Below are 25,179 nucleotides of genomic sequence, written 5' to 3' on the forward strand. Positions count from 1 at the left end.
ATTCACGACTAGATTTATCGTGAAACCTTTCACTTACTCGCGAGATGAGGTCTTCTCCTACACCCCCTCCACTGTTCCCTTGCCCTTTGCCCGCTCCGCCGCGAAGGCGATCCGGTGCGAGTCCAGCGACTCGGACAGGGGAGTGGGCACACCCGCCTCGCCGCGCAAGGAGGCCAGCCACGCCGCGACCAGCCCTGCGTCCCCGCCGCCGTGGGTGCCGGAGGTGTCCACGACCTGCCGCGTGACCACGCCTGTGCGGAAGTCGTGCCAGTCGAGTTCGCCGCGTTCCATCTGGCCGCGCACCTCGCCCCGCGTGCCCAGCAGCCGCAGGGTGCGGGTGTTGTTGTGGGTGAACGCACTGACCGTCAGGGTGGCGACCACACCATTCGCAAAGGTCACGGTGACGGTCTGGTGGTCGGGCTGGTTGTTCGCGCCGCTGTAGACGCAACGGCCGTACGGCCCGTGCTCCAGCGCGTCGGCCAGAGACACGCCGCCCGCGGTCAGCACCGTGACCGGCCAGGCGTGCGGATCGCAGGACGGGTAGATGGTCCGCGCGTCATAGGGACAGTCCGTGACCGGACAGCGCACACAACGGTCGGCGGCGCCGGGAGGTGCCTCCTCCGGCCGGAAGTGGTGCAGCCCGCCCTCGCTGCTCACCTGCACGGGGACCGAGCCCGCCCAGGCCCGCAGCAGGTCGAGGTCGTGGCTGCTCTTGGCGAGGAGGAAAGGCGCCGCCGGGGGAGACTGCGCCCAGTTGCCCCGCACGTAGGAGTGGGCGTAGTGCCACCACGCCACGTTCTCCGCGTGGGTGATGCCGACCAGCCGCCCCAGCCGCCCCTGGGCCAGCCCCGCCGCCACCGCCTGAAAGAAGGGCGTGGCCCGCAGCACGTGGCACACCGTCACCCGCCCCCGCGAGGCCGCCTCGGCCGCGAGGAGGCGGTCCAGGTCGGCCTCGTCCAGGCAGATCGGCTTTTCGAGCAGCACGTCGTACCCCAGCGCGAGCGCCCGCAGGCACGGCTCGACATGGGCGTCGTCCGGGGTGGCAATCACCACGGCGTCGGCCACCCGGCCGGGGGCGAAGAAGGCGTCCCAGTCAGCAAAACAGACCTCCGGTCCCAGGCCATGCCGCGCGGCCACCTCCGCGAGCCGGGCGGGGCGGGGATCGACCAGATGGGTCACCCGCGCCCCCTGCGCGGCGAGGTGCCGGGCATACACGTCCGCGCCCCGGTTGCCGCAGCCCAGGATGGCGACGGTGACGGTCATCGCAGTTCCACGCCCCAACCCAGGCCCTCCGGCCGGGCCAGCCGTCCAGCCTGCCATTCCAGGCCCGTGAAGGGATCGTCCCCCAGCAGCAGCGCCCCGTCGAGGTCGGCCCAGTCGCACCGCCCGGCGAGGTGCGCCGCCGCCGCGATGCCCAGCGAACTCTCGATCATGCACCCCATCATCACGCTCATCCCGTGGGCGCGGGCCAGCCGCAGGGCGTCAAGGGCCTGCAACGGCCCGCCCAGCTTGGCGAGCTTGAGGTTCACCCCGTCGAAAGCGTCTGCCAGCGCCCGCACGTCCGAGACGTGGTGCAGGCTCTCGTCCGCGACGAGGGGAACGCGGGCGAAGCGGCGCAGCTCCGCGTGCCCCTCCAGGTCGCCCGCCGCGAGGGGCTGTTCCACGAACTCTACCCCGGCCGCCTCCAACACGCCCAGCAGCCGCCGCGCCCGGTGCCGGGTCCACGCCGCGTTCGCGTCCACCCGCAGGGCCACGCCCGGCGTTTCCTCGCGCAACGCCTCCACGATCTGCTCGTCCCGGTCGGTGCCCAGCTTGACCTTCAGCACGCCGTGCCCACGGGCCACCGCCTCCCGCGCCTCGCCCCGCATCGCGTCCAGTTCACCCAGGCTGACCGTGTAGCTGCTTTCCGGCAGCAGCGAGGGCGACAGGCCCAGCAGCCGCCACACCGGCACCCCGGAGACGCGGGCGCACCACTCCAGCGCGGCCATCTCCAGGGCACACTTCACGCTGGGATGGTGAAAGGGCATCACCGCCGTCAGCCGTGCCCGCAGGCCCTCCCAGTCCCAGGGATCGGTGAGTGCCCCCGACAGCAGCGGCAGCACCGCCTCCACCGTGCCGCGCGTCTCGCCGTAAAAGGCGTTCGGGGCGGCCTCGCCCCGGCCTTGCACCCCGTCCCGCGCGAAGGTGATGAAGGTGCGCGGGTAACTCGTGTGCGTCCAGCGGGCGATCCCGAAGGGCCGCGCCGTGTGCAACTCGCGCGTTTCCCAGGTCACGCTCATCGTGTCCACCGCCCGAAACCCGTCAGAGAGTCGGCCAGCCGCGCCCCGTAGTCGCCCTCGCCCAGCGTCTCGACCGTCACCCGCATGTGGGTTGCGTTGGCGTGGACCATCCGCCGCCCGTCCAGCATCAGGCCGACGTGGCCGGGGAAAAAGGCGAGGTCCCCGCGCTGCGGGGTGTCCACCGGGGTCAGGAAGGCCTGCTGCATGTCCGCGTCGCGGGGAAGCGGGCGGCCCGCCCACCCGTAGGCCAGCCCGGTCAGTCCGGAGCAGTCCAACCCCCACGCGCTGCGCCCGCCCCAGACATAGGGGGTGTCGATCAGCCGCAGGGCGAGGTCGGCCACGTCCTCCGCCTGGGTGGGGGAGAGGACCCCCTCGCCCACCCAGGCCCCGGTCCCGTCCGGCAGAGTCACGGACACCCAGCGCCGCCCCGATTCGACGACGACCTCGCCCGGTCCCCGCGTCAGCCGCGCTCCCAGGCACAGCTCGGCCACCAGGGGCTGGCTCACCTTCGGCCCCGCGTAGGCGTGGGCTCGCAGCGCCCCCACCGTCAGCCCCTCGCCGGAGGGCGCGCCGCCGGACAGAACCCCCTCCACCCGTGCCCAGCCCAGGTAGCCGTCGCCCAGGGTCCGCACCCGTGCCCAGCCGCCTTCCTCGCGCAGCACCTCCAGCGCCTCGCCCGGCAGCGCCTCGGTGACCTGCGGGGCGAGGGCGTCGGGGCGGGCTTTCAGGCTCAAGCGGGCGTTCCCGGTACGGGCGGGCCGGGCGGTCACCCAGGTCCAGTCCCGATCCGGAAGGAGGCCGCGCAGCGTCTCTTGCGCCCAGCCTCCTTCCGGGTCGTAGGCGTGGGTGCGGGGGTCGGGCAGAGCGTCGGAAACCGTCACCCCTCAAAGGTAGCGCGTGAGCCACCGCGCCCAGTTTCCGCCCGCGACGGCCGCCCGGTGCTGGGGCGGCAGCGCCTCCAGCACGCGCGGCACGTCCCGGTACCGGTCCACCCCCGCCGGGGTCTTCTCCCTCCCGAAGCCGCCGTCGAGGTCGGTGCCCAGCCCGACGTGGTCCCAGCCCACCAGCCCCGCGTAGTGCCGGGCGTGGGCCGCCACCGCCTCCAGCCCTGCGCGGGGCTGCCCCGGCGCCCACCCGGCCCGCAGAAAGGTCGAGAGCAGCACGAGCCCGATCACCCCGCCTTGCCCGGCGATCGCCCGCGCCATCTCGTCGGTGAGGTGGCGGTTGCCCGGCACCAGGGCGCGGCTGTTGGCATGGGTCGCCACCACCCGCCCGCCCAGCTCCAGCGCCTCCCAGAAGGCCGCGTCGTCGAGGTGCGAGGCGTCCAGCGTCACGCCGAGGCCCCGCATCGCCGTCACCAGCTCGCGCCCCGCCTCCGTCAGGCCCCCCGGCGCGTCCGTGCCTCCGGCGTAGCGGGTCCGGCCCCACGCCGGGCCGACCACCCGCACGCCCGCCTGTGCCCAGAAGCCGAGGTCATCCGCGTCCCGCACCGGGTCCGCCCCCTCCATCAGCAGCACGACCCCCAGGGGAGCGGCCGGGTCCGCGAGGTGGGCCGCCACCTCCGCTCCGGTCCGCAGCACGCGCAGGTGCCCCGCGTCCTCCCAGCGGCGGTAGTGGTCCAGTTGTGCGAGCGCCTGCGCCCGTGCCCCCGCGTGGTCGGTATAGCCGTGCGGACTCCCTGCCGTGCGGGGCAGCGCGAACAGCGTTCCGAAACACACCCGCGTGCCCGCCGCCCGCAGTTCGCCGAAAGTGACGGTCGCCGTCTCCTCCTTCACCGGGTCTGCCTCCCGCAGCGCCTCCAATCCCAGCGTGAGGTCGCGCCCCAACGCGGCGTTAAAGGCAAGGTCGAGGTGCCCGTCGATCAGGAAGGAAATCTTGCTCACCCCTTCACCGAGGCTTCCACCAGCGGCAGCACGTCCGAAAGGCGGTGCAGCGCCCCCGGCACCTGCCCATTCAGGTCGATCAGGGCCGCCCGCAGCCCCAGCGCCCGCGCCGCCTCCACGTTCTCCGGGCGGTCGTCCACGAACAGCACGGAGGGGGCGGGCAATCCCAGCGCGTCCAGCGCGAACTCGAACGCTCCCGGCTCCGGCTTGTGCACCCCCACCGTGCAGGTGGCGATCGCCACGTCCACCAGGTCCGAGAGGCCCAGCGCCTCCAGCGTGCGCCCGATGCTGGGCAGGGTGTTGCTCAGCACGCCGACCTTCAGGCCCCGCGCCCGCAGCGTCTCCAGCACGGCGCGGGCGTCCTCCACCGGCTTCATGAACCGCTCGTAGGGGTAGGCGGCCATCAGTTCCCGCGCCTGCCCGTCCGTCAGGCCCAGCGCCCGGCCCAGGTCCGCGCGGTAGATGTCCCAGAAGGCGACCTCGTCCTCGTCCGAGCGCAGGTGCCACCACGCTTCTGCTTGCGCCGCCCACCCCTCGGCCATCCGCCGCCCCGCCTCCCGCGCGTCCAGCCCGAAGCGCGAGGCCGCCCACAGAGCCGCCTCGCGGTACACGCCAGGGTCGGTGCGGGCCAGGGTGTCGTCGCGGTCGAAAAGCACGGCCCGCAGCGGAACTGTGCCGGAAGGAGAGGTCGTCATGCGGGGCAGTGTAAGGACCGGAGCACCCCCCCATCCCCAATGACCTGACTTTTTCCACGTGGACGCAATCCCATTGCGTGGTGCCCGCGTCGCCGACCAGCCCGCGCAACCCCGTTGTTCAGCCTCCGGGTCAAATGCTACAGTCCGCCCCATGAGCGCCCGCCCCCACCTCCTGCTCACCCCCGGCCCCACGCCCCTGCACCCCGCCGCGCGGGAGGCGCTGGGGCACGAAGCGCTGGGGCATATGGACCCGGAGGTCTTCGCGCTCAACGGGGAGATTCAGGCGGACCTGCGGACCCTCTACGGCGCCCCGGACGGCACCTTCACCGCCCTGCTCGCGGGCACGGGCAGCCTGGGGATGGAGGCGGGCTTTGCCAACCTCGCCGAACCCGGCGACGAGGTGCTCGTCGGCGTGAACGGCTCGTTCGGGGCACGCATGGCGGAGATGGCGGCCCGCCACGGCGCCCGCGTCCGCACAGTGACGGCCGCGCCGGGCGAGCCGCTGACTCCGGAGGCCTTTGCGGACGCGCTTGCGGGGGGGGACGTGCGCCTCGTCGCCGTCGTGCACGGCGAGACGAGCACCGGGGTCCTCAACCCGCTCGCCGAGATCGCCGGGGCCGTGCGCGGCAGCGGGGCGCTGCTCAGCGTGGACGCCGTGACCACCGCCGGAATGCAGCCCTTCGACATGGCCGGGCTGGGGGCGGACTACGTCTACACCGGCTCGCAGAAGTGCCTTTCGGCGCCGCCCGGCGTGGCCCCCATCGCGGTGAGTGGGCGTGCCCTGGCGCGGCACGCGGCCCGCCGCACCCCCCCCGCCCTGTGGTACGCGGACTTCGCGGGCCTGCGCGACTACTGGGACGGCCACAGCTATCACCACACTGTGCCTGTCAGCCTCCACTTCGCCCTGCACGCGGCGCTGCGGGCCGCCCTGGAAGAAGGTCTGCCCCAGCGCCAGGCCCGCGCCGCCGAAGTGGGGCGCGGGGTGCTCGCCGCGCTGGAGCCGCTGGGTTTCACCCCCTTTGTGCCGGACCCCGACCACCGCCTGCCCACCGTCCTCGCGCTGCGGCTGCCGCCGGGCCTGGACGACGCCGCCACCCGCGCGGCCCTGCGTGCCCGTGGGGTCAGCGTGGCGGGCGGGATGGGAGCCACCGCCGGGCAGATCTGGCGCCTGGGGCTGATGGGGGAGGGGGCGCGGCCCGCCCTGTACCACCGCTTCCTGACCGAGCTGGAGGCGGTGATGGGGGTGCGGGGCGCGGCGAAGCGCTTCGGGGCGGTGCTCTCTGAGGAGGTGCGGGGCGCCTCCGCGGCCCCCGCCTAGCCCATTCGCCCGGTCCGGATCACGTCCGCGATCACCGGCGGCAGCTTCCAGGCCAGCACGTCGAAGGCGGAAGAAGCGTAGTCGTAGCTCACCTTGTGCAGGGTCACGCGCGGCTTGCGGCCCACGCAGTCCACGAGGGCCACGTCGGCCCCCGGCTCCGAGTTCAGGCTCAGGCCCACCGAGCCGGGGTCCACGAAGGTCGTGTCGCCCACCACCCGCACGAAAGGCACGTGCGTGCCCCCCACCACGACCACCCGTGCCCCCAGCGTCTCCGCGAGGTCTTCGAGGTCGCGCTCGGGGGCCATCAGGTCGAGGCGCTCCTCGGGGTCGTGCGGGCTGCCGTGGAAGTAGCGCACCCGGCCCACCGGGGTCATCATCCGGCCGCCCGGCGGCAATCGGCGCAGGAAGTCGAGCTGCTCGGGCGAGAGCACCCCCCGCGTCCAGGTCAGCACCTGCTCGGCCACCCCGTGCCGCTCCGAGCGCCCGCCGAGGTCGAGGGCCACCCGCAGGTCGCTCGACCCCAGTCCGGCCGTCCAGCCTTCCCGCCGCACGAAGTCGATCACCGGCCCCGGACTGGCCCCGTAGCCCACGAGGTCGCCCACCACCACGACCCCGTGGACCGCCGAGTCCGCGAGAAAACGCTGAACGGCGGTCAGCGCGTGGATATTGCCGTGCAGGTCACTGAGAAAAGCCAGTCGCAAAGTGCCCGCATGCTAGGGCATCTGCCCCGCCGCTGCGCCGGGGTGCCCCCGGTCGGGTGGGCGGGCGAGTCCGTATCATGGCGCGGTGCTCACCCGGCTCCCGCCCCCGCTCACCGCCGCCCTGCTCGGGGCGCTCCTCGCCGCCTGCGGGCTGCCGCTGGAGTGGAGCTTCCTCGCCTACGTTCCCCTCGCCCTCCTGCTGATGTACGCGGCCCAGGCCCCCACCTCGCGGGCGCTGGCAGGCCGGGTCTTCTGGTCGGGGGCGGCCTACAGCGCAGTGCACCTGTGGTGGCTGACGGCCTTCCTGGGCAAGCTCTTTCAGTTTGCCCCGGCGGGCGTCCTCGCCTTCGCCCTCTTCGCGCTGGAGGGAGCCTTCCTCGCGGCCATGGCCTGGCTCGCCGCCCGGCTGGTGCGCTCGCCCGAAGCGCGGGTCTGGGCGCTCGCGGGCGGCTGGGTCGGGCTGGAGTGGCTGCGCTTCTTGGGACCGCTCGCCTTTCCGTGGCCGACCCTGGGCTACACGCTGCTCCCCACCCCCGCCATCCAGATCGCGGACCTCGGCGGAGTGGTGCTGGGCAGCGTGGTCGTGGCCGCGACCGCCGCCGCGCTCGTCAGTTTCTGGTGGGGGAGACGGGCGCCCCTGGTGCTGATGTCGGGGGTCTGGCTCGCCGCCCTCGCCTACGGGGTCACCCGCGTGCCAGGCCAGGGACCCGTGCAGCCCATGCTGGTGCTGCGCACCGACGTGGACCTGTTTGACCGCACCGTGCCGGAAGACGCCCTGTATCAGTCGTCCGCCCGCCTGACTGCGCAGAGCCGCCGCCCCGGCGAGGTCGTCGCCTGGAGCGAGAGCGCGGTGCGCGACCCCAGCCTGCTGCCCACCGTCCCCGCGAATGGCCTGTACGGGGTGAGTTCCTACGGGGTGCCCCGGCGCAACACGGTCGTCGCCTGGAACGGCACGGAGGTCACCGGCCAGACCGACAAGGCCCGCCCGGTCCCCTTCGGCGAGTATTTCCCGCTGTACGACACCTGGCCGGGCCTCTACCGGCTCATCGAGGCGGGCACCGGCTTCGTCCTCGGCCCCAACCTGCCCCCTGCCGAGCGGGTGATGCCCCTGCCGCTGGGGGGCGTGCTGTACGGCGCCTATGTCTGCTACGACTCCGTGTTCCCCTGGGTCAGCCGCCAGCTCACCCGGCAAGGCGCGGAACTGCTCGTCAACGTCAGCAACGACGGCTGGTACGACGGCTGGGGCGTGCAGCAGCACTTCATGATGGGCCGGGTCCGCGCCATCGAGACGCGGCGCTGGGTGGTCCGCAGCGTGAACCGCGGGATCGCGGGCTCGGTTGACGACCTCGGCCGCCCCCGGCAGACGCTCTCGCGTGGGGAGGGCGTGGTCCATGTCCAGCCCCGCCGCCTGGAAGGGCAGACGGTCTATACCCGCTTCGGCGACCTGCCCGTCCTGCTGCTCGCCGCGTTGATGGTGGGGTATGGCCTCTGGCTGGACCGCTCCTACCGGAACCCTTCCACCACGTCGTCGAGATCGTCCTCCGGCAGCTCGACATAACGCCGAGTGGTGTCCACCTGCTCGTGCCCCAGAAAGCCCGCCACCCGCGTGAAATCCCGTGTGGCTGCATAGAGTTGCGTTCCCGCATACTTCCGCCCGGCATGAAAACCCCGGAACTCGTGTTCCCGGCCACATTTCAGGGCAAGCTTCTGGAGACGGGTATACGCCGTCGAGTAGGCCCGCCAGGGAAGGACGGGACCATTCGGCACGGCCGGGCGCACCCCCTCCAGCGCCTCCCGCAGCCGGGCACTCAGCGGGACCCGCCTCGCCTTGTCCCCCTTGCCGTGGGCCACGAGCAGGCGGCGGCGCTCCAGGTCCACATGCGCCCAGTCCACGCCCAGCGCCTCCGCAATTCGCAGGCCCGCGTGGGTGAGCAGCAGCAGCAAGACGCGCTCGTGGGGGTCGGCTTCCGCCAGCAGCGCCTGCACGAAGTCGGGGCGGTAGGGCGGGTTTTTCACGATGCCCTTGGTGCGGTCCTTGGGGCGCTTCACGTCCGCGAAGGGGTCGGCATCGGTCGCCCCAGCCCAGCGCAGCGCCCGGTACAGGGCCGAGGCCGCCGCCACCCGCGCCTGCACGGTCGCGGGTTTGAGGCCCGACTGCACCAAGCCCGCGACGTACAATCCCGGCTCACGCCGACCGGGGTGCAGCAGGTTCCAGCCGTGCTCGGTGGCGTGGGTGATCAGCACCTCGACGCCTTTGCGATAGGCCCGCAGCGTATGTGGGCTGAGGCGCACGCCGCCGCTGGTGTCGGTCGTCAGGTAAGCGAGCGTGAGCGCCCACAGGTCTCCGAACGCCTTGTCCCGCGCCGCCGTCACTGCCCGGACCCGCAGCGCCTCGTCGGTCAGACCGCTGAAACTTCGGGCCTGCGAGAGACGGTCGCCAACGTAGGGAAGCAGGTCGCCGGACATGGTGTCCGATGATAACATGCCTTATCAACGAAGGGTCTTCAAAGCAAACCCCCGCTGGTGACGGGGGTCCGGGCGGACTCAGGTGTCCAGTTCCGTTTTCCGAATCGGCGTCAGGAACTGAATCGCGCCGGGCAGAATCCGGGCGGTAAAGGGCGTCGTCTCCACGTGCAGCTCGCCGTCGTATTGCAGCGGGAAGGGTTCGTCGGCGTCCACCGTGACCGACTTGGCTTCCAGCGTTTCGAGGTTGCCGGAAAAGACTGGGTCCGAGAGGTTCATCTTGACCAGCACCGAGTCGATCAGGTTCGGGACCAGCCGCAGGATGTTCCCGGCCTTCATCAACACGACCGTGAATTTGCCGTCCGAGGGGCTGATGTCCGAGGTGATGGGCAGGCGGTAGTTCGCCATGCCGAAGTTGGCAACCATCACGCCGATGCCCTCGAAGGTGCGCGGTTCGCCGTCGATCACGAGGTGAAAGGTGGTCTTCTTGGGGTTAAGCTGCTTCATCGCGCTCATGACGTAGGCCATCGCCCCGAAGCGCTCCTTGAGGTCTTCCGAGTCGCGGATCATGGCCGCGTCGGCTCCCGCTCCGGCGAGCATCGCAAACCCGCTTGTCTCCCCCCCCACCTCGATCTCCCCGAGGTCCACCCGCACGGTGTGGCCGTCCGCGACGATGGCGGCGAGTTGCACCGGGTCGCGCGGCAGGTCGAGGTTCTGCGCGATCAGGTTGGCGGTCCCGGCCGGGTAGGCCAGCATGGGCACGTCCTTGTAGCGGGCGGCGTAGGCGAGGCTGCTCACCGTGCCGTCGCCCCCCGCCCCGACGAGCAGGTCGAAGTCCGTGAGGTCCTCGACGTACTCGGCCATCTGGGTATCGGGCTGGAGCTGCCGCTCGGTGATCTCGGCCCCCCCGGCCCGCAGCCCGGTCAGGAACTCGGGGAGGGTGCTCTCGCCCTGGCCGCTGCGGGGATTGAAGACCACGAGGACACGCTTGTTGGCCAAACGGGTCAGGCCGGTCACGGGGTCGGGGCCGGAGTCGGGGGTGGGGGCTGGGGGGGGCGTTTGACCGGTCATTCGGGGCTCATTACACTGCCCGCACGGAGGCTTTCTCTATGGTGCGTGTCTTCTTTGCTTCTTTACTGTTCGCCGGAGCCCTGGCCTCGTGCGCCCCCCGTGAGCAGGCGGTGGTGGGTGTCACCGTGACCCCGGTCCTCGTCAAGCTCTCGGAACCCGCCGCGCGGGGCGGCACCCTGACCATTCAGGGCCGCTACCTCGGCGGCCCGCAGACCGGGCGGGTGCGCCTCGGCGCCAGCGAGACCGGCGAAGGCGGCTACCTCTTCCCTGCCGCCAGCGTGCGCTCGTGGACCGACAGCGAGATCGTGCTGACGGTCCCGGCTGACGCGCCGACGGGCGGCTCGTGGCTCTTCGTGGAGGTGGCCGGGAAGCGCTCGACGGGGCTGCCGTACAGCGTCCGGCCGTAACCCGCCCGTTCTGCCCAGAAGCCCCAGCCCTTGGCGGGGCTTTTTCCTGTACTGATCGCCGGGCACCGGCTCTCGGCTGCTATCCTCCCAGGGTTATGGCGTTACAGCGCCCCAAGGGCACCCAGGACCACCTCCCGGACGGCAGTCCGAAACTTTCGCGGGACATTCAGGCGTCGGCCTTCGCCCACGTACAGGACACCGCCCGGCGCGTGCTGGAGCGCTCGGGCGCCTCGTTGATCGCCACGCCCCTCTTCGAGGAAGCCGAACTCGTGAAGCGTGGGGTGGGCGGCTCGACCGACATCGTCCGCAAGGAGATGTTCACGGTCTACTACTTCGGCGACCACGGCGGCTACGTGCTGCGGCCCGAGGGCACGGCGGGCATCGTGCGGGCGTACCTGCAAAACGGCCTCAAGCAGTTGCCCGCGCCCCTCAAGCTGTGGACCCACGGCCCGATGTTCCGCGCCGAGAACGTACAGAAGGGCCGCCTGCGGCAGTTCCACCAGGTCGACTACGAGGTGCTGGGCAGCACGGACCCCCTGGTCGACGCCGAGGCGATCTGGCTGATGTGGGAGGTCGTGCGCGAGCTGGGGCTGACGGGCGTGCGGGTGAAGCTGGGGTCCATCGGTGACCCGGCCGACCGCGAGGCGTACAACGCCTATCTGCGGGAGCTGTTCGGAGCCCACGTGGACCGCCTCTCCGACGACTCGAAGGACCGTCTGGAGCGCAACCCCATGCGGATTCTGGATTCCAAGAGCGCGGGGGATCAGGCGCTGATCCGCGAACTCGGTGTGAAACCGATGTTGGACTTCCTGGGCAAGGAGGCGCGGGCGCACTTCGGGTCGGTACAGGGCTACCTGCGTGAGTGGGGCGTTCCCTTCGACCTCGACCCCTCCATCGTGCGCGGGCTGGACTACTACCGCCGCACCGCCTGGGAACTGCACCACGAGGGCGTGGGGGCGAAGTCTGCGCTGGGCGGGGGCGGGCGCTACGACGGCCTCGCGGCGCAGCTCGGCGGGCCGGAGGTGCCGGGCATCGGCTGGGCCTTCGGCATCGAGCGGCTGCTGCTGGCGCTGGAGGCGGAGGGGGTGGCCCTCCCGCCCACGCCGGGGCCGCTGCTCTACCTCGCCGCGATGGACGAGGAGAATGTGGGCCTCGCGGCGCGGCTGGCGCTGGAGGGCCGTTCCAGAGGCCGGGTGGAGTTCGCCTACCGGGCGATGAAGCCGGGCAATGCCTTCCGCGAGGCGGACCGTCGCCGTGCCCTCTCGGCGGCCGTGATTGGCAGCGACGAGGCGGCGCGGGGCGTGCTGAACATCAAGACGCTGGGCACGGGCGAGACGCGGGAAGTGCCGCTGGCCGAGCTGACCACCTTTCTGAACGACCTTTCGCGGCACGCAGGAGAACAAGCATGAAACGCACGGGCTATATCGGCGAACTGAACGGGACACATCTGGGCACAGAAGTCACCCTGCAAGGCTGGGCGGGCCGCCGCCGCGACCTCGGCGGGCTGATCTTTATCGAGCTGCGCGACCGCTCCGGGGTGGTGCAGGTGCAGGTCGAGCCGGACTCGCCCGCCTTCGCTCAGGCCGACACGGTGCGCTCGGAGGACGTGCTGGAGGTGCGGGGCCTCTTCCGCGAGCGCCCCGAGGGCCAGCGCAAGGGCGGGCTGGCCGACTACGAGGTCGTGGCGTCCGGGGTGCGGGTGCTGAGCCGGGCCAAGACGCCTCCCTTCGAGCTGGACAAGGGTGGTGAGGTCGCCGAGGACATCCGGCTGAAGTACCGCTACCTCGACCTGCGGCGCCCCGAGATGACCCGCAACCTGCTGCTGCGCTCGAAGGCGGTGGCGGCGGTGACGGCGTTCCTCGACCGCGAGGGCTTCGTGAACGTGGAAACGCCGATGCTCACGAAATCCACGCCGGAGGGTGCGCGTGACTTCCTGGTGCCCTCGCGCCTGAATCCCGGCGAGTTCTACGCGCTGCCGCAGTCGCCGCAACTGTTCAAGCAACTGCTGATGATTGCGGGGGTGGACCGCTACTATCAGCTCGCCCGCTGCTTCCGCGACGAGGACCTCCGCGCCGACCGCCAGCCCGACTTCACCCAGCTCGACATGGAGATGAGCTTCGTGGAGCAAGGCGACGTGCTGGAGGTGCAGGAGCAGCTCCTGGCCCACGTCTTCCGCGAGGTCCTGGGCGAGGAGTTGCCTCTCCCCTTTCCCCGTCTCTCCTACCAGGAGGCGATGGACCGCTACGGCTCGGACAAGCCGGACCTGCGCTTTGACCACGCGTTCGTGGACGTGACCGACCTGTTCGCGGGCGGGGGCTTCCAGGCCTTCGCGTCGGCGGGAGCGGTCAAGGTGCTCACGGCGCCCGAGTTGACCCGCAAGCAGATCGACGAGCTGGAGCGGGTCGCCAAGCAGAACGGGGCCAAGGGGCTGGCCTGGCTGCGGCGCGAGGGCGAGGGGTTCACGGGCGGGATCTCCAAGTTCGTCTCGCCGGAGGTCGCGGCCGCGCTGCTGGAACGCACGGGCGTGACGGCGGGCGGCACCCTGCTGTTCGCGGCGGGCGAGTGGAAGGCGGCGGTCACCGCGCTGGGGGCGGTGCGTCTCGCGCTGCGCGACCTCTTCGACCTCGCGGCGAGCGGGCCGAAGTTCCACGTCTCCTGGGTGGTGGACTTCCCGCAGCTCGAATGGGACGAGGATGCTGGACGCTGGACCTACATGCATCACCCCTTCACGGCCCCACACCCGGAGGACGTGGCCCTCTTCGGCACCGAGCGGCAGGGCGAGATTCGTGCCCAGGCCTACGACCTCGTGTTGAACGGCTACGAGGTGGGCGGCGGGTCCATCCGCATCCACGATCCGGAGGTGCAGGCGCAGATGTTCGCGGCGATCGGTTTCTCGGAGGAGCAGGCCCGCGAGCAGTTCGGCTTCTTCATGGACGCGCTCGGCTACGGCACGCCCCCGCACGGCGGCATCGCCTGGGGCTTCGACCGCCTCGTGATGGTGATGGCCGGGGCGTCCAGCATCCGCGAGGTGATCGCCTTCCCCAAAAACAACCGTGGCGCGGACCTGATGGCGCAAGCCCCGGCCCCGGTCTCCCCTACCCAGCTCGCGGAGGTGGGGGTGCAGGTGGCGGTTCAGGAGGAATAAATCAGGGGGAGGGCAGTCTCCCCTTTCTCCAGAGGCAGTAAGTGAATTGATTCACAATGAATCTGGTTCGTGAAAGGGTTATTTGCTCGGAGCAGCAGAAACATGCGTTTGATCAGCGAGACGAACTGCACGCCAGGTCTGGGCCTCGCGGCGCAGCTCGGTTACCGCAGTGTTGGCGTGGGCATACCGTTGGTCCTGCCATAGCGCCCGAATCTCCAGCCCGAGCAGACGGGCGAGGACCGCCGTGAGCGCTCCGCCGTGGGAGACGACGATGGGGGTACCGGGAGCGGTTAGGGGAACCTCCAGTGCGGCGAGAAAGCGCCCGGCCACCCCGTCCAGCGTCTCACCCCCCGCGAAGCCGAAGGCCCCACCGGGCAGATCGAGCTCATGGGCGTGACTGACGAGGTGGGCATACGGACGGCCGTGCCACTGCGGACCGACCTCGATTTCCTGAATGCCGGGCAGCACGGTCATGGGGACACCCAGAGCGTCCGCGATGGCCTGCGCCGTCTGCTGAGCCCGCCGAAAGGGGCTGGCGTAGACGGCGGGAGCGCTGAGCTTCAGACCTGCAAGGTGGGCCGCCACCGCCCGCGCCTGCTCCTCTCCCACGGCGTCGAGGGGGTCATCGTGGCTCGCGCCGAGGGTCTGGGTGACGTTGCTGGCGGTCTGGCCGTGGCGGACGAGAAACAGGCGGTCGGCGGGCATGGGAGCGAGTCTAGCGGGGTGGGAAGCTCAGCCCCAGCCCGTCGCCCTCGGCGGCGAGGACCTCGAAGCGGGCGAAGAGTTCCTCCGAGTACCAGCCGTCCCGCCGGGTGCGGGTGATGGCCTCGCGGTGTCCAGCGCCCGCGTAGGCATAAGCTTTCACGCTCGCGGCGTCCCGCCACACGCTGAAGGTGGCCTGGGAGAGCAGGGGAATGTCCCCCAGACCCAAGGTCAGGAGGAGGCCGGGGTGGGCGTGCAGCCCGTCCTGGGAGGCGGGCACGGCGGACCAGAAGGCCCGCATCCGGGTTGGGCGGATCGCCGCGCGGGTGAGGACAGCGAGGGGGCCGGTGGGGGCGTCGGCAGTGGGAGAACCGAAGGGTTCGCGGCCCCCCCATTGTCCCTTTGACCGCAGCGGGCGCAGGAGGAGGGTGCCGCTCTCTGTCAGGTGCGCCCGGTCCCGCTCACGCCACGGGGACGCCTCGAACTCCCGAAAGGACGCCTCGTCCGTCCACACCGCCAGCCGCGCCCAGCGGCGGAAGTCCGCCCCCAGGGTGAGGTCGTCGCCCCGGCCCGTCCCCATGAGGCGGAAGAAGGTCAGGCCGGGCACCCGGCGCAGGTGGAGGGGGTCGCGACCCATCCGGGTCCAGCCGCGCCACGCCCCACGCGGGGAGTAGCGGTTGACCGTGAGGGTGACGAGGGGGGAAGGGACCACGGAGGGCAGTGTAGGCCGAGCGTCATCCCCGTCGCGGTGAGGGGGCGTACCTCTCCCCTATTCTCTGGAACGTGCATCTCGACGACCTGCCCGTGCTGCCCGCCTCGCCCGGCGTGTACATCTTCCGCAAGGGGGGCACGCCCATCTATATCGGCAAGGCGGTGAATTTGAAGGCACGGGTGGTGCAGCACTTCAAGGCCGGGGGCAAGAGCGGCAAGTTCACGGCGCTGGCGGACACGCTGGAATTCATCACGGCGCGGAACGAGGTGGAAGCGCTGGTGCTGGAGGCCAACCTCATCAAGCAGCACCGCCCGCACTACAACGTGCTGCTCAAGGACGACAAGCACTACCCGTTCCTGAAGCTGACGAACGAGGAGTTCCCCATGCTGGTCGTCACCCGGCGGGTCCTCAAGGATGGGGCGAGCTATTACGGGCCGTACCCGGACGCCTCCGCCGTGCGGCGGGTCAAGCACCTGATCGACACGATGTTTCCGCTGCGGAAGAACTCGGGATTGCCCCTCCAGAAAAAGCCCCGGCCCTGCCTGAACTACCACATGGGCCGCTGCCTGGGGCCGTGCGTGGACGCGGCGGACCCCGGCGAGTACCGGCGGGTCGTGGAGGACGTGCAGGCGCTGCTGGAGGGCCGCGCGGCCCCGGTGCTGGCCCGGCTGCGCGAGGACATGAAGGTCGCGGCGCGGGCGCAGGATTTCGAGCAGGCGGCGCGGGTGCGCGACCGGGTGAACGCGGTCGAGAAGCTGTTCGGCACCGAGCAGCACGCCTTCGTCTCGGAGGAGACGGACCTCGACTTCCTGGGGGTCGCGCAGGCGGGCGAGTACGCGATGGTGCAACTGTTCCGGATGCGCGGCGGGCGGGTGGTGGGGCGCGACAAGCGCTTCCTGACCGACGCGGAGGGGGGCGGCGACCTCGGGGAGATTCTGGGGGCCTTCGTGCAGGACTACTACGCGCAGGCCACCCATGTGCCGCCACTGATTCTGCTGCCCGCCGAATACGAGGACGCGCCCGCGTGGAGTGCGCTGCTCAGCGAGCGGGCGGGGCGCCGGGTCGAGATGCGGACGCCCAAGCGCGGGGACAAGGTGGACCTGGTGGACATGGCGCAGCGCAACGCGCAGACCGGGCTGGAATCCGAACTCGCGCTGCTGGAGCGCCGGGGCGACCATCCGGGGCTGGACGCGCTGCGCGAGGTGCTCGCGCTGCCCGAGCGGCCCTGGCGCATCGAGGGCTACGACAACTCCAACCTGTTTGGCACGAACATCGTCTCGGGCATGGTGGTCTTCGAGGGCGGGCGGTCGCGCCGGGGCGAGCACCGCCGCTTCAAGGTGCGGGGGCTGGAGCAGCCCGACGACTATGCGGCGATGAACCAGACGATCACGCGGCGGTTTACCGGGTCGCTCTCGGACAAGCTGCCGCTGCCGGACCTGATCCTGATCGACGGGGGGCGCGGGCAGGTGAACGCGGCGCTGGACGCTTTGCGGGCGGCCGACGTGCGGGTGCCGGTGGTGGGCCTCGCCAAGCGGGAGGAGCGGATCATCCTGCCGGGGCGGTACGGGGCGCAGTGGTGGCTGGAGTCAGGGACCGAAGTCGGGGTGGACCGCGAGCTGCTGCTGCCGCACACCCACCCGGCGCTGCGGGTCTTGATCGGCGTGCGCGACGAGGTCCACAACTACGCCGTGACGTACCACCGCAAGCTGCGCGGGGAGGGGATGCTCCAGTCGGTCTTCGACGACCTGCCGGGCATCGGGCAAAAAAGGCGGGACGCGCTGCTGGAGCACTTCACCAGCCTGGAGGACCTCGCCTCCGCGCCCGTCGAGCAGATCGCGCGGGTGCCGGGGATGAGCCTGCGGGCGGCGCAGAGCGTGAAGGACTTCTTGCAGGCGCGGGCGGCGAACGGGACTCCGGCGTAGGCCAAAACGGAGCGCCCCCTTCTTCAGCGAAGGGGGCGTTTTCCGATCTGTCGGCTCGTCATGCGGGCCGCAGCCGGGGGCGGAGGCTCAGGCGGGCGAGCAGGGAGGGGCGGGCGGGCTGGGCGGCGCGGGCCTCCCGGACGGCGCGGTCGTGCTGGGCCTGGTCGCGCAGGGCCTGGGCATGCTGGGCGAAGAGTTCGGGGGAGAGGTGCATGTGGGGCTTCCTTTCGGCCGGGGGGCATGTCCCCTGTCCCGGCTGTCCCCATGGTGCGCTCCCGGCCCCCGCCGGGGCATCGGCGGGGTGGCGGGGGCGCGGTGGGCCGAATGGCGCAGGCGGGGCTACGCCGCCCCGCTCGCCGCCTGCCCCAGCCTGAAGGCGGCGTGGGCGGCGCGGGTCGCGGTGTCCACCTCGGCGGCGTCGATGGCGACGCTGATATTCAGCTCGCTGCTCCCCTGGCTGATCATCAGGATGTTTACGTCCTCACTGGCGAGGGCCGAGAAGAGGCGGGCGGCCACGCCCTTCTGCCCGCGCATTCCGGCGCCCACGATGGCGAGGACGGCGACGCCGGGCTGCTCTTCGACCTTCAGTTCGCCCATCATGCCGCCGCGCAGGGCGGCGAGGGTGCGGCGGGCGTCGGCGCTCTGGACGGCGAGCGAGACGTTGCTCATGGAGCTGCTCTGGGACACCATCAGCAGGGTGATGTTCTCGCGGGCGATGGCGGCAAAGAGGCTGGCGACGACCTCCGGCACGCCGAGGACCCCCGCCCCGGTCACGTTGATCAGGCTGACGCCCCGGATGGCGGTGACCGCCTTGACGGGGTGCGCGGGGTCAGGGTCGGCCTCCAGCCCGACGAGGGTGCCGGGGAAGTCGGGGTCGGCGGCGCTCTTGACCCGCAGGGGGATGCCGCTTTCCTGGAGGGGCGTGACCGCGAGGGGATGCAGCACCTTGGCCCCGAAGTAGGCGAGTTCCATCACCTCTCCGTAGCTGAGGCGCTCGATGTTACGGGCGTCAGGAACGACGCGGGGGTCGGCGCTCATCACGCCGTCCACGTCCTTCCAGGCCCACACCTCGTCCGCGTGCAGCGCCTTGCCGATGATGGTCGCGGAAAAGTCGGTGCCGCCGCGCCCCAGGGTGGTGATCGCGCCTTCCTCGTTCTCGCCCATGAAGCCCGCGACCACGGGGGTGACTCCGGCGCCCAGCAGCCCGCCGAGGCGGTCGCCGATCCGCTCGTAGCTGCCGGGCAGGGGCCGGGCGTTGCCGAAGTGCTCGTCGGTGACGATGCCCGCCTGCCCGCCGGTGAGGTGGTGGGCTTGATGGCCCTGCGCGGAGAGGGCCAGGGCCATCAGCGGCGCGGAGAGGCGCTCGCCGAAGGCCACGATCAGGTCGCGGCTGCGGGGGGTAAGTTCGCGCAGGAGGTAGACGCCGTAGACGGCCTGGCGCAGGGTCTCGTGCAGCTCGCGGATTTCGCGCACGATGGAGGAGTCGGGGGCCGCGCCGAGGTCCTGCGCGGCCGTGAAGTGGCGGGTGCGCATCGCGGCGATCTCGTCGTTGGCGGTGGCGATGTCGCCGCCCTGGGCGGCCTCGGCGAGCCGCAGCAGCCCGTTGGTCACGCCCGCCATCGCGGAGACAACCACGACGACCTTCACGCCCTCGCGGATGGACCGGGCCGCGAGGGACGCGCTGTGGCGGATCGCCGCCGCGTCCTGCATGTTGGTGCCGCCGAACTTCATCACCAGGAGGGAATGCGCCATATGACGGGCATCATAAGGCCCCCTCCGGTGGGGTGGGGGGCGCAGGGGCGGAGGCAGCGGACTTTCCACGAAGGGCTACAGAACGCCCGGCGAGCGCCTGACACGATGACGGTATGACGCGCTCGCGTGGGATGGCGGGAACACTGCTGGGACTGATGCTGGCCGGGCTGGCCCTGGCCGCGCCCCGGCCTTATGCGGCGGCGAACGGCAGCGCGACCTTCGAGCACCGGGTCAGGGTCGTCAATGTGCGGGGCACCATCGCGGGCGTGACGGCGCAGGTGCAACTCGACCCAGCCGACCTCGCGGCCACGCGGGGCAGCGTGACGGTGCCGCTGAGCGAGTTGAAGACGGGGATCGGGCTCCGCGACCGGCACGCGCAGGGCGAGGTCGCGCTGAACACCGCGCGGTATCCCAACGCGACCTTCGTGCTGGAGAAGCTGACGGGCGGGCGACTGCTGGAGGGGCAGACCCTGAACACCACGGCCAGCGGGCGCTTGACGGTCAAGGCGACCACCCGGCCCGTGAGCGTGCCGGTCAAGGCGACCCTGCGCGGGGGGCGGGTGGAGGTCAGCACCCAGTTCAAGTTCAACCCCTACGACTTTGACGTGCGTTATCCCGGCAGCAGCGACAGCGTGACGGTGGGCGTGACGTTCACCCTCGCGGCGACGCCGTAGGTTCGCGCGGTCATCTTTCTCCCAGCTTCACCCTGCCTTCGGCGTCCGGCCCCTGCCCGGGTCCGTGTCTGTTCAACTTGTGTCGGAGGAGCGGTCGGTGCTCTCCCGATGGAGGCCTGGACAGACAAAGACGAGCGCCCGCTCCCTGGGTCGGGGCAGGCGTCCGGAAGGGGGCGGAGGGTCAGGGTGGGCTGGTGTGAGCCTGCGAATGGTCCCCAGGCGACGGGGGCGGCGTGGTGCCCAGCGATGCCGTCACCGCCAGCACCCCCAGCAGCAGCGCAGTTTCCAGAGCGAGGAAGCGGCGCACCTGCCCGCCCCGGGCGAAGGCGCGGCGGACGAGGAGGGCGGCGAACAGCGCGAGGGCCACGAGGGCGAGCTTGAGCAGCAGGGTGCGGCCGTAGGCGGTCTGCGGCAGGGCGAGGGGGTCGCCCGCGTGCTGCCCAGTGAGGAGCAGGCCGGTGACCAGCAGGACGGCCACGCATCCCAGCGCGACGGGCGTGAAGCGCCGCGCCAGGGCTGGGGTAGGCCGGGGCGACGTGACGAGCGCCAGGACGCCGCCCAGCCAGACCGCCATCGCTCCCGCGTGCAGGGCGGTCAGGGCGCGGAGGCCGGGGCCGTGCGCCGCCCCGTGCCCGCCTCCCGCCACGCCCCACAGCAGCAGGGCGGCGGGCAGGGTCAGGAGCCACGCGGGCCAGCGGGCCAGCTCGGCGGCGAGGAGGAGCGCCCCGCCCATTCCCCGCAGCAGGGCGGCCCGGCCCGGCCCGGTGGTCGTGAGGTAGGCCAAGGCGTCCGTGGGGGTCAGGAAGCCGAGGTCCTGCAGGGTCACGCCGACTTGCAGGGCGGACCCCAGGAGCAGCAGCCCGAACCCCACCCCCAGCCAGGGCCGCCCCGGATGCCCCGGCGTGAGCTGGCGGCGGGCCACCACGCCGCCGACGAGCAGCAGGGTGCCCAGCGTGGTCAGGAATCCGGCGACGGCGAGGAGGAGGAGCACCCGTTACCGCACGTGAAAGAGCGAGTGGCCGCTGACGGGATGCCCGTCTTCGGACAGCAGGCGCCACACGATCAGGTAGCTCCCGGCCTTCAGGCCTGCCCGCAGCGGCAGCCGGACGCGGGCGGCCATCCCGGTCAGGGTGGGGGCGGCGTCGGCCCGCGTGGCGGCGTCGTTCTTCGTGGCCAGGGCGGTCGCGGCGGCCTTGGAGGCATCGGCTCCAGCGGGCAGCGGCACAACTTTGAAGGTGGAAAACCTCAGGTTGATAGGCTCGCTGAAGGTCAGGGTGACCGCCTGCGGGGCCGCGAGCCGGGCATTCGCGGCCGGAGTGACGGACGTGACCCCGGTGTGGGCGAGGGCGGTGCCCAGGGTCAGGGCGGCCAGGAGGGGAAGGAGGGAGCGCATGGGGGTCCTTTCACTTGAGGGTGGTCTTGCTGGCAGGTGCCTGTTCGGAGTCTGAGTCGTCCCACGCGACGACCGAGCCGTCGGCGTAGGTCTGGTAGACCTTCCAGCTCAGGGTTCCGGCCTGTTCGGGGTTGCGGGCCTGGAAGAAGAAGCGGGCGTACTCCTGGGGAGCGATGCGCCCGCGCCACGTCACCTCGGTGATCAGGCCGTCCGCGTTCGTCTTGACGGTGCGCGTAAAGCCGGGCGTGACCTGAAAGCGGCTGATCGTCACGCCTGCCGGGACCACCAGCCGGATCTGGGTGGTGGCGATGTTCTTCTCGGTGGGCACGTTCAGGCGGTAGGTCTCGGAGGCGGCCACCCGGCTCTCGGCCAGCCCCGTCTCGGTGCGGACGGTGGCGTGGGCGGCGGCAACGGGAACCAGCAGGGCGGCGGCGAGGGCCAGCGTGCGGGTCAGATGGGTCATGGGTCTCCAGGCATGGATGGGGAGGGGGCGCGTCCGGGAACAGTCAGGGACGCTGCCCGGCTCGGGGTGGAAGGGGAAAGGTCAGCCTGGAGTGGGGGGTGGGGCACGGGCGTCCGCGTGGGCCGGGGCGGGATGTCCGGCGTGGGGCATGGGGACCGGGGGGTGGGCGGATGGCTCTCCCCTGCCCGTCAGGGTCGGGGCCGCATCCGGAACGCTGGAAAAGGCCCCCGTCACGCAAAAGAGGCAGTGGGCGTCGTGGGAGGGTTGAGGGGTCTGGGGCCTCTCCCCGTGTCCGGCGCCGTGGTGGGCATGGGCGGTCAGGGCGGGGGCCAGCGCCAAGCCTGGCACGTTCCGCAGCGGGTAGGCCACGCCCGCGAGGACGGTCAACAGGGCGGCCAGCAGATGCAGCGCGTGGAACCACCCCGGACGGGTCATGGGGCCAGTGTAGGGGGCGGGCGGGGGTCGGGGCGTCCCGGCTTCCCGCCGTTCACGCTTTCTTGGGGGACCCTTCCGGTGCTGGGGGTGGGTTACATTTGGGGGTGCGTGGCCTGCCCGCGAGGGGCGGGGGGCCGCCGGTTCACGAGGAGGCATCACCATGAAAGTAGGCATCAACGGCTTCGGCCGCATCGGGCGTCTGGTGTTCCGCATTCTGGTCGAGCGCGGCATTGACGTCGTGGCGATCAACGACCTCACCGACAACAAGACGCTGGCGACCCTGCTGAAGTACGACTCGACTGCCGGGCGCTTCAACGGAACCGTCGAGTACGACGAGGAGAGCCTGACGGTGAACGGCAAGAAAATTCACGCCCTCGCTGAGCGCGACCCCGCCAACATCAAGTGGGGCGAGATGGGCGTGGACATCGTGATCGAGTCGACGGGCATCTTCACCGACCGCGAGGGCGCGGGCAAGCACCTTGCGGGCGGCGCGAAGAAGGTCCTCATCACCGCCCCCGCCAAGGGCGAGGATTTCTCCATCGTGCTGGGCGTCAACGAGCAGGACTACGACCCGCAGAACCACCACATCATCTCCAACGCGAGCTGCACCACCAACAGCCTGGGCGCCCCCATGAAGCTGCTGGACGAGGCCTTCGGCATCGAGAAGGCGATCATGACCACGGTGCACTCCTACACCAACGACCAGCGCGTGCTGGACCTCCCGCACAAGGACCTGCGCCGCGCCCGAGCCGCCGCCGTGAACATCATCCCGACCTCGACGGGCGCGGCCAAGGCCGTCTCGCAGGTCTACCCCGCGCTGAAGGGCAAGTTCGACGGCACCAGCCTGCGCGTGCCCACCCCCACGGGCTCGATCAGCGACGTGACCGTGATTTTGGGCCGCGACGTGACCGCCGACGAGGTGAACGCGGTGTTCCGTCAGGCGGCGGAAGGCAGCCACAAGGGCATCATCGCCTACACCGAGGACCCCATCGTGCTCTCCGACATCGTGGGCGACCCGCACTCGGCGATCATCGACGGCGGCCTGACGATGGCGATGGGCAGCCTGGTCAAGTTCTTCTCGTGGTACGACAACGAGTGGGGCTACTCCAACCGCATCGCGGACTTGGTGGAACTGGTGCAGGAGAAGGGCGCTTAAAGCGATCAGCTTCCAGCGACCAGCCGCCAGCCGTTGTTTTGCTGGAAGCTGGTCGCTGGTGACTGGCGGCTGAAAGGAGAAACCATGCAGACCCTCGACCAACTCAATGTCCAGGGCGGGCGCGTTCTGGTGCGGGTGGACTACAACGTGCCCGTCAAGGACGGCGCGGTGCAGGACCGCACCCGCGTCACGGCGAGCCTGACCACCCTGCGCGAGCTGCTGGACGGCGGCGCGAGCGTCGTCCTGATGAGCCACTTCGGGCGGCCCAAGAGTGGCCCGGAGGCGAAGTACAGCCTGGGGCCGGTCGCCCCCGTGCTGGAGGATGAGCTGGGGCGGCCGGTGCGCTTCATCGCCAGCCTGCCGGGCAGCGACGAGACGCTGGAGGCGGTGCGGCAACTCCAGCCCGGCGAGGTCGCGCTGCTGGAGAACGTGCGCTTCGAGGCGGGCGAGGAGAAGAACGACCCCGCGCTCAGCGAGCGGCTGGCCAGGTTGGGCGACGCCTTCGTGCTGGACGCCTTCGGAAGCGCCCACCGCGCCCACGCGTCGGTGAGCGGGGTGGCGGCGCTCCTCCCCCACGCGGCGGGGCGGCTGCTTCAGCGCGAGGTGGAGGCGCTCTCGCGGCTGACGGAGAATCCGGAATCGCCCTACGTGGTCATCATCGGCGGGGCCAAGGTCAGCGACAAGATCAAGGTGATCGAGAACCTGCTGCCGAAGGTCGACCGGATGCTGATCGGCGGCGGGATGATGTTCACCTTCATCAAGGCGCGGGGCGGGCAGATCGGGAACAGCTTGGTGGAGGACGATCAGGTGGAGTACGCGCGGGGGCTGCTGGCGGAGTACGGCGAGAAGCTGACGCTCCCGACCGATGCCGTGGCCGCCGACCGGTTCGCCGCCGACGCGCAGACCCAGGTGGTGCCCGCCGACCAGATTCCCGACGGCTGGATGGGCCTGGATATTGGCCCGGATACGGTTCGGGCGTATGCCGAGGCGCTCCAGGGGGCGAAGACCGTCTTCTGGAACGGGCCGATGGGCGTGTTCGAGTTCGGGGCGTTCGCGGCGGGAACCAATGCGGTCGCGGCGGTGGTCGCGGGCCTGAAGGATCAGGCCTATACCGTGGTGGGCGGCGGCGACTCGGTCAGCGCGATCAACCAGAGTGGCCGCGCCGAGCAGATCGATCACATCAGCACGGGCGGCGGGGCCAGCCTGGAACTGCTCGAGGGCAAAGCGCTGCCCGGCGTGGAGGCGATGAAATGACGGCTGCACCTGTGGGGCCGCGCACGCTGCTCGCCCTGAACTGGAAGATGAACAAGACCCCCACCGAGGCCCGCGCGTGGGGCCGGGAGCTGGCCGGGGAGTACCGCCGGGGGACGGCGGAAGTGGCGGTGATGGCCCCGGCGATCAGCCTTTACGGGCTGAAGGAAGCGCTGCCCGGCGGCGTGGACATCGGCGGGCAGGATGTCAGTGCCCACGAGTCGGGAGCCTATACGGGCGAGATCAGCGCGGCGATGCTGCGGGATGCCGAATGCACCTACGTCATCGTGGGCCACTCCGAGCGCCGCGAATACCACGGCGAGACGGACGCGGAGGTGGCGGCCAAGGCGCGGCAGGCGCAGGCGCATGGCCTGACCCCCATCGTCTGCGTGGGCGAGGGCCTGGACGTGCGCGAGCGCGGCGAACATGTGGCGCACACGCTGGGGCAACTGCGCGGCAGCCTGGACGGTGTGGACGAGCGCGTCGTGGTCGCCTACGAGCCCGTCTGGGCCATCGGCACCGGCAAGACGGCCACCGCTGGGGACGCCGAGGAGATGGCCGCCGCCATCCGGGGCGCTCTGCGTGAGCAATACGGCGACCTCGCGGACGGCCTGCGCGTGCTGTATGGCGGCAGCGTCAAGCCGGACAATGTGGCGTCCATCTGCGGGCAGCCCAACGTCAACGGGGCACTGGTCGGCGGCGCGAGCCTGAAGGTGCCCGACGTGCTGGGGATGTTGGCGGCGCTGGAATAACGAAG

Annotated in this window: 26 protein-coding genes; 10 read left to right on the top strand and 16 right to left on the bottom strand. The window is 71.3% G+C overall.

Annotated elements, in window-relative coordinates; genetic code table 11:
* Positions 1 to 57 precede the first annotated feature (57 nt).
* From L1280_RS03270 to L1280_RS03290, 5 genes are read right to left on the bottom strand one after another with little or no spacing between them, the layout of a single operon-like run.
* Positions 58 to 1,263, bottom strand: a complete 1,206-nt coding sequence (locus tag L1280_RS03270) for a Gfo/Idh/MocA family protein (protein WP_253580647.1) — start codon at positions 1,261 to 1,263, stop codon at positions 58 to 60.
* Positions 1,260 to 2,279 (bottom strand): dipeptide epimerase, encoded by a 1,020-nt coding sequence (locus L1280_RS03275; protein ID WP_256487879.1) that lies wholly within the window; start codon positions 2,277 to 2,279, stop codon positions 1,260 to 1,262. Before L1280_RS03275 ends, L1280_RS03270 begins: the two co-directional genes overlap by 4 nt.
* Positions 2,276 to 3,160: an NlpC/P60 family protein gene (locus L1280_RS03280; protein WP_253580649.1), complete on the bottom strand. Its 885-nt coding sequence runs from the start codon at positions 3,158 to 3,160 to the stop codon at positions 2,276 to 2,278. Before L1280_RS03280 ends, L1280_RS03275 begins: the two co-directional genes overlap by 4 nt.
* A 3-nt stretch (positions 3,161 to 3,163) precedes the next feature.
* Positions 3,164 to 4,162, bottom strand: a complete 999-nt coding sequence (locus L1280_RS03285) for a membrane dipeptidase (protein ID WP_253580650.1) — start codon at positions 4,160 to 4,162, stop codon at positions 3,164 to 3,166.
* Positions 4,159 to 4,857, bottom strand: a complete 699-nt coding sequence (locus L1280_RS03290) for an HAD family hydrolase (protein WP_253580651.1) — start codon at positions 4,855 to 4,857, stop codon at positions 4,159 to 4,161. Before L1280_RS03290 ends, L1280_RS03285 begins: the two co-directional genes overlap by 4 nt.
* 151 nt (positions 4,858 to 5,008) lie before the next feature.
* Here L1280_RS03290 and L1280_RS03295 point away from each other — a divergent pair, with 151 nt between their 5' ends.
* Positions 5,009 to 6,175, top strand: coding sequence for an aminotransferase class V-fold PLP-dependent enzyme (locus L1280_RS03295; protein WP_253580652.1), 1,167 nt, complete (start codon positions 5,009 to 5,011; stop codon positions 6,173 to 6,175).
* Here L1280_RS03295 and L1280_RS03300 read toward each other — a convergent pair.
* Positions 6,172 to 6,876, bottom strand: a complete 705-nt coding sequence (locus L1280_RS03300) for a metallophosphoesterase (RefSeq protein ID WP_253580653.1) — start codon at positions 6,874 to 6,876, stop codon at positions 6,172 to 6,174. The two genes, L1280_RS03295 and L1280_RS03300, sit on opposite strands and share 4 nt — an antisense overlap.
* Before the next feature lie 85 nt (positions 6,877 to 6,961).
* On the opposite strand from L1280_RS03300, the gene lnt reads away from it, so the two are divergent.
* A complete protein-coding gene (gene lnt / locus L1280_RS03305; RefSeq protein WP_253580654.1) occupies positions 6,962 to 8,434 on the top strand; it encodes an apolipoprotein N-acyltransferase in 1,473 nt (490 codons plus the stop codon).
* On the opposite strand, the gene L1280_RS03310 is transcribed toward lnt, so the two are convergent.
* Positions 8,380 to 9,342 carry a tyrosine-type recombinase/integrase gene (locus L1280_RS03310; protein WP_253580655.1) on the bottom strand — a complete coding sequence of 321 codons (963 nt, stop codon included), beginning with the start codon at positions 9,340 to 9,342 and terminating at the stop codon, positions 8,380 to 8,382. The genes lnt and L1280_RS03310 overlap by 55 nt on opposite strands.
* 78 nt (positions 9,343 to 9,420) lie before the next feature.
* The gene (locus L1280_RS03315; protein ID WP_253580656.1) at positions 9,421 to 10,410 is read right to left on the bottom strand and encodes a diacylglycerol kinase family protein; all 990 of its coding nucleotides are present in this window, start codon (positions 10,408 to 10,410) and stop codon (positions 9,421 to 9,423) included.
* Positions 10,411 to 10,448: 38 nt separating this feature from the next.
* Here L1280_RS03315 and L1280_RS03320 point away from each other — a divergent pair, with 38 nt between their 5' ends.
* From L1280_RS03320 to aspS, 3 genes are all read left to right on the top strand, one after another.
* Positions 10,449 to 10,817, top strand: a complete 369-nt coding sequence (locus tag L1280_RS03320) for an IPT/TIG domain-containing protein (RefSeq protein WP_253580657.1) — start codon at positions 10,449 to 10,451, stop codon at positions 10,815 to 10,817.
* 95 nt (positions 10,818 to 10,912) lie between these two features.
* On the top strand, positions 10,913 to 12,226 hold the full coding sequence (hisS, locus tag L1280_RS03325) for a histidine--tRNA ligase (RefSeq protein WP_253580658.1): 1,314 nt from the start codon (positions 10,913 to 10,915) through the stop codon (positions 12,224 to 12,226).
* Positions 12,223 to 13,962, top strand: a complete 1,740-nt coding sequence (gene aspS / locus L1280_RS03330) for an aspartate--tRNA ligase (RefSeq protein ID WP_253580659.1) — start codon at positions 12,223 to 12,225, stop codon at positions 13,960 to 13,962. The genes hisS and aspS overlap by 4 nt, the downstream gene beginning before the upstream one ends.
* A 78-nt stretch (positions 13,963 to 14,040) precedes the next feature.
* Here aspS and L1280_RS03335 read toward each other — a convergent pair whose 3' ends face one another.
* Entirely contained in the window at positions 14,041 to 14,667 is a 627-nt protein-coding gene (locus L1280_RS03335; protein ID WP_253580660.1) for a histidine phosphatase family protein, read from the bottom strand.
* A gap of 10 nt (positions 14,668 to 14,677) precedes the next feature.
* Positions 14,678 to 15,376: a spheroidene monooxygenase gene (locus tag L1280_RS03340; RefSeq protein ID WP_104990572.1), complete on the bottom strand. Its 699-nt coding sequence runs from the start codon at positions 15,374 to 15,376 to the stop codon at positions 14,678 to 14,680.
* A gap of 71 nt (positions 15,377 to 15,447) precedes the next feature.
* On the opposite strand from L1280_RS03340, the gene uvrC reads away from it, so the two are divergent.
* Positions 15,448 to 17,298, top strand: a complete 1,851-nt coding sequence (gene uvrC, locus L1280_RS03345; protein WP_253580661.1) for an excinuclease ABC subunit UvrC — start codon at positions 15,448 to 15,450, stop codon at positions 17,296 to 17,298.
* 58 nt (positions 17,299 to 17,356) lie between these two features.
* On the opposite strand, the gene L1280_RS03350 is transcribed toward uvrC, so the two are convergent.
* Complete coding sequence (locus tag L1280_RS03350; protein ID WP_253580662.1) at positions 17,357 to 17,512, bottom strand: hypothetical protein; 156 nt, start codon at positions 17,510 to 17,512, stop codon at positions 17,357 to 17,359.
* A gap of 125 nt (positions 17,513 to 17,637) precedes the next feature.
* Positions 17,638 to 19,050, bottom strand: coding sequence for an aspartate kinase (locus L1280_RS03355; protein WP_253580663.1), 1,413 nt, complete (start codon positions 19,048 to 19,050; stop codon positions 17,638 to 17,640).
* Positions 19,051 to 19,163: 113 nt separating this feature from the next.
* Here L1280_RS03355 and L1280_RS03360 point away from each other — a divergent pair, with 113 nt between their 5' ends.
* Positions 19,164 to 19,724 carry a YceI family protein gene (locus tag L1280_RS03360; RefSeq protein WP_253580664.1) on the top strand — a complete coding sequence of 187 codons (561 nt, stop codon included), beginning with the start codon at positions 19,164 to 19,166 and terminating at the stop codon, positions 19,722 to 19,724.
* 181 nt (positions 19,725 to 19,905) lie between these two features.
* Here the strand turns inward: L1280_RS03360 and L1280_RS03365 are convergent, their stop codons facing one another.
* The 4 genes from L1280_RS03365 to L1280_RS03380 form a co-directional block, all read right to left on the bottom strand.
* Entirely contained in the window at positions 19,906 to 20,715 is an 810-nt protein-coding gene (locus L1280_RS03365; protein WP_253580665.1) for a CopD family protein, read from the bottom strand.
* Between the two features lie 3 nt (positions 20,716 to 20,718).
* On the bottom strand, positions 20,719 to 21,117 hold the full coding sequence (locus tag L1280_RS03370; RefSeq protein ID WP_253580666.1) for a copper resistance CopC family protein: 399 nt from the start codon (positions 21,115 to 21,117) through the stop codon (positions 20,719 to 20,721).
* 10 nt (positions 21,118 to 21,127) lie between these two features.
* The gene (locus L1280_RS03375) at positions 21,128 to 21,580 is read right to left on the bottom strand and encodes a DUF1775 domain-containing protein (protein ID WP_253580667.1); all 453 of its coding nucleotides are present in this window, start codon (positions 21,578 to 21,580) and stop codon (positions 21,128 to 21,130) included.
* An 81-nt stretch (positions 21,581 to 21,661) separates the two neighbouring features.
* Positions 21,662 to 22,015 (bottom strand): hypothetical protein, encoded by a 354-nt coding sequence (locus L1280_RS03380; protein ID WP_253580668.1) that lies wholly within the window; start codon positions 22,013 to 22,015, stop codon positions 21,662 to 21,664.
* Positions 22,016 to 22,175: 160 nt separating this feature from the next.
* Between L1280_RS03380 and gap the strand changes: the two genes are divergently transcribed.
* The 3 genes from gap to tpiA all read left to right on the top strand — a co-directional run bounded on the left by gap (position 22,176) and on the right by tpiA (position 25,174).
* Entirely contained in the window at positions 22,176 to 23,171 is a 996-nt protein-coding gene (gene gap / locus L1280_RS03385) for a type I glyceraldehyde-3-phosphate dehydrogenase (protein ID WP_253580669.1), read from the top strand.
* 84 nt (positions 23,172 to 23,255) lie between these two features.
* A complete protein-coding gene (gene pgk / locus L1280_RS03390) occupies positions 23,256 to 24,425 on the top strand; it encodes a phosphoglycerate kinase (RefSeq protein WP_253580670.1) in 1,170 nt (389 codons plus the stop codon).
* The gene (tpiA, locus tag L1280_RS03395; RefSeq protein ID WP_253580671.1) at positions 24,422 to 25,174 is read left to right on the top strand and encodes a triose-phosphate isomerase; all 753 of its coding nucleotides are present in this window, start codon (positions 24,422 to 24,424) and stop codon (positions 25,172 to 25,174) included. Before pgk ends, tpiA begins: the two co-directional genes overlap by 4 nt.
* The last annotated feature ends 5 nt before the right edge of the window (positions 25,175 to 25,179 follow it).

The sequence above is a fragment of the Deinococcus sp. HSC-46F16 genome (genome assembly GCF_024171495.1).
In the GTDB taxonomy this organism is placed as follows: domain Bacteria; phylum Deinococcota; class Deinococci; order Deinococcales; family Deinococcaceae; genus Deinococcus.